The sequence below is a fragment of the Caballeronia arationis genome (assembly GCF_001544975.2).
Taxonomy (GTDB): domain Bacteria; phylum Pseudomonadota; class Gammaproteobacteria; order Burkholderiales; family Burkholderiaceae; genus Caballeronia; species Caballeronia arationis.
On record NZ_FCOG02000310.1, the window covers coordinates 1 to 3,279 of the forward strand.

Genomic DNA, 3,279 nt, shown 5'->3' on the forward strand with positions numbered 1-3,279 from the left:
TCGGGGGAGGCATTCGTATCGGCTTGCACGCCGATCGGCTGGACGTTGCCGGGGATATCAAGGGATTGGGTGTACATCGAAGGGCTCCTCTCAAACGTTGGAGCGAGTATATATAATTAACCGTCCGGCCGGTTAATCAATTATCTCTCTCGATCCATTTCCAAGATAGGATCGGGAATTCACTTATTCGTCTGTCTATATAACACCGCGCGCCTAGCGTCGCCACCGCGAACGACATGTCCGCCTCGATACCAACTGAGTCGCGCATCAGGGTGGTTGGTCCATGCGTTTGCGCGCCGCCGTATGCGGAGCCGCTGGCTGCGCAACCACTTCCCTCGATATCGCTGGAGGCCACGTTCGTTGGCGAAGGCTGCTCGCGCCTTCGTTGTGGGGCGCGTCGCGTCGCAGGCCTCGACGACGCCCATGGCGGCGGGTAAACACTGGCTTGCCAGCCCCGGCCCATCGCCTTTAATCTGCTTTCCATTCCACGACCGACCGGTCGGTATAAGAATCATCGATCATCGGTGAATTCGTTCGTAGTGCAACGAGCAAATTGAATGGTCGTAGATTTTCTGACGGCGTTGGGTGTGATCGCATTGAGGCGTTGCGCCTATGTTCTGTCAAATGTTTCTGCTGCAAACAGGGCTAACGGGTTAAATCTCCTGAATTCCGTCCAAAAGGCGTCTCGCCTCAGCGGGCCTATTCGCGAAGCCCATAAGCCGTGTCACTGTCTGCGCACATCGCTCAACCTCCGCGTTTTCGTAAGCCATCGCCGCCCTAACCTTAGGATTTCTTATGGCCATTTCTGTGCTGGAAAGAATCGAGAAGCATCCCGATTTTAAGACTCTAGTCGTCAAGAAAACTCGTCTTAGTTGGTCATTGGCAGCAGTGATGCTGGCCCTCTATTTCGGTTTTGTATTACTTGTGGCCTTCTCGCCAAAGACGCTAGGCGCGTCTATGTTTGGTGGAGTAATGACCGTTGGAATTCCGGTTGGCATCGCGATAATCGTTATAGCCTTTGTGCTGACCGGAATTTACGTCTACCGCGCTAATGCAGATCTCGATCCGCTCAACGAAAAGCTGCTGAAGGAGTCACAGTCGTGAAAAAAAACTGGTCATTATTCTTCATGTTGGCGGCGCTGACGCTGAGCGACGCTGCATTAGCGGTTCAGGGAGCGGTAGATTCGGCGCCTCTCAACTGGAGTGCGATTGGGATGTTCGTCCTCTTCGTGCTTGTAACGTTGGCTATCACTACATGGGCAGCTAGACGAACCCGCTCCGCCTCGGATTTCTATGCCGCCGGGGGCGGCCTTAGTGGCTTCCAAAACGGCCTGGCCATTGCAGGGGACATGGTCTCTGCGGCATCGTTCCTCGGTATCTCTGCGATGATATTCGATAAGGGCTTCGACGGCTTGATCTATGCGCTTGGCGTCGTAGCAGGTTGGCCAATAATACTATTCATCATCGCGGAACGGCTTCGCAACCTCGGGAAATACACCTTCGCCGACGTGGTGTCATATCGGTTAGCGCAAACGCCGGTGCGCGTCGCGGCGTCCTTCGGCACCCTCACGGTTACGATCATGTATCTCGTAGCGCAGATGGTCGGCGCAGGCAAGCTCATTCAATTGCTGTTCGGCACTAGCTATCTGTCGGCAGTGGTGGTCGTTGGCGTGCTCATGGTGCTTTATGTGACCTTTGGGGGAATGCTGGCGACAACATGGGTGCAGATCATTAAAGCAATCCTTTTGCTGTCCGGCGCATCTTTTATGGCCTTCATGGTAATGATGCACTTTGGATTCAGCCCTGAGGCGATGTTTGCCGCGGCGACGGACGCCCATGTTAAGGGAGCGGCAATTATGTCACCGGGCGGGCTTCTCTCTAACCCGATCGAGGCTATCTCCTTAGGCATAGCGATGGTATTTGGCACCGCGGGTCTCCCGCATATTTTGATGCGCTTCTTTACGGTCGCAAACGCGAAGGAAGCCCGCAAGTCCGTGTTTTACGCAACTGGCTTCATCGGATATTTTTATTTGCTCGTTCTTATACTGGGATTCGGAGCGATCGTTATGGTGGGCGCGGACCCCGCATACCATGATTCCACTGGGAAGATTGTTGGCGGCAGCAACATGATCGCCGTACATCTTGCAAATGCCGTCGGCGGCAATCTGTTCCTCGGCTTTATCTCAGCCGTTGCGTTCGCGACCATTCTTGCTGTGGTGGCCGGATTGGCGCTCGCTGGCGCATCGGCCGTATCGCACGACTTGTATGCGACGGTTATCCGCAAAGGACGGGCAACCGAGCGCGAAGAAATTCGGGTTTCTAAGTTCGCGACCCTTGGGATTGGATTGCTGGCGATGGCGCTCGGTGTGGCGTTCGAAAAGCAGAATATCGCTTTTTTGTCAGGACTGGTTCTGGCAATCGCGGCTTCCGTGAATTTCCCGGTGCTGTTCCTTTCAATGTTCTGGAAGGGACTGACCACCCGTGGGGCAGTAGCCGGGAGTCTGGTTGGCCTCACGTCCGCAATCGCCCTTTTGGTGCTCGGGCCGACCGTATGGGTGGGTATGCTGAACCATGAAAGCCCAATCTTTCCGTACGCAAACCCGGCCCTGTTCTCGATGTCGTTGGCATTCGCGAGCGCATGGCTTGTGTCGGTATTGGACACATCGGCACGTGCCAACGACGAACGTGGACGCTTCGCGGATCAGTTCATCCGCTCGATGACAGGCATCGGAGCGGCGAGGGCAACTACAGACCATTGAGGGTTTTGTCGCGTTGAGGGCAAGATGGCGAACGGACGGAGTATAGACAGGATTGCTTATGCCGCCAGGGAGTAGAACGATCGGCACGCGTGTATGGCGGCCTCGAAAGCGAAGTGCAACACCTATCTCGTATATGGTGTCGCAATGCCCGTCAAAACTTCGTACAGCAGCTTCAATCTGAAGAACGCCTCGCCATCGCAAACCTGCGGCTACAGGATGTGAGTATTCGGGCCGTGGTCCGAATACTCGGGCGCTCGCCGGCGACCGTGAGCCGTGAACTGACGCTAAACAGCTCTCGTGCTGGCTACGCATCGGTGCTGTCTCAAGCGCTCAGCGCCGCAGCCGCAGCGCGGGTCGCAGTCCCACCAAGCTTTGCCTGAAAGGCGTCTGCTGGCGCGTCGTTCTCACCCTGCTCGATTGGAAATCGTCGCCCATCAGATATCGGCACACTCAAGCGTATGGTGCGATGTGATGTCGCGTAAAGGATTGTTTCATCTGGTGTTGTTAGCCAGAGAGGAGA

General features: G+C 55.5%; 2 protein-coding genes and 1 pseudogene. All 3 read left to right on the forward strand.

The window, feature by feature from the left end; genetic code table 11:
* The first annotated feature begins 795 nt into the window (after nt 1–795).
* The gene (locus AWB81_RS41405; protein ID WP_062644256.1) at nt 796–1,104 is read left to right on the forward strand and encodes a DUF485 domain-containing protein; all 309 of its coding nucleotides are present in this window, start codon (nt 796–798) and stop codon (nt 1,102–1,104) included.
* 23 nt (nt 1,105–1,127) lie between these two features.
* The gene (locus AWB81_RS41410; protein WP_062644258.1) at nt 1,128–2,759 is read left to right on the forward strand and encodes a cation acetate symporter; all 1,632 of its coding nucleotides are present in this window, start codon (nt 1,128–1,130) and stop codon (nt 2,757–2,759) included.
* Nucleotides 2,760–2,890: 131 nt separating this feature from the next.
* Nucleotides 2,891–3,192 (forward strand): annotated as a pseudogene (locus AWB81_RS49255) (helix-turn-helix domain-containing protein); the annotation flags it as partial.
* Nucleotides 3,193–3,279 lie beyond the last annotated feature (87 nt).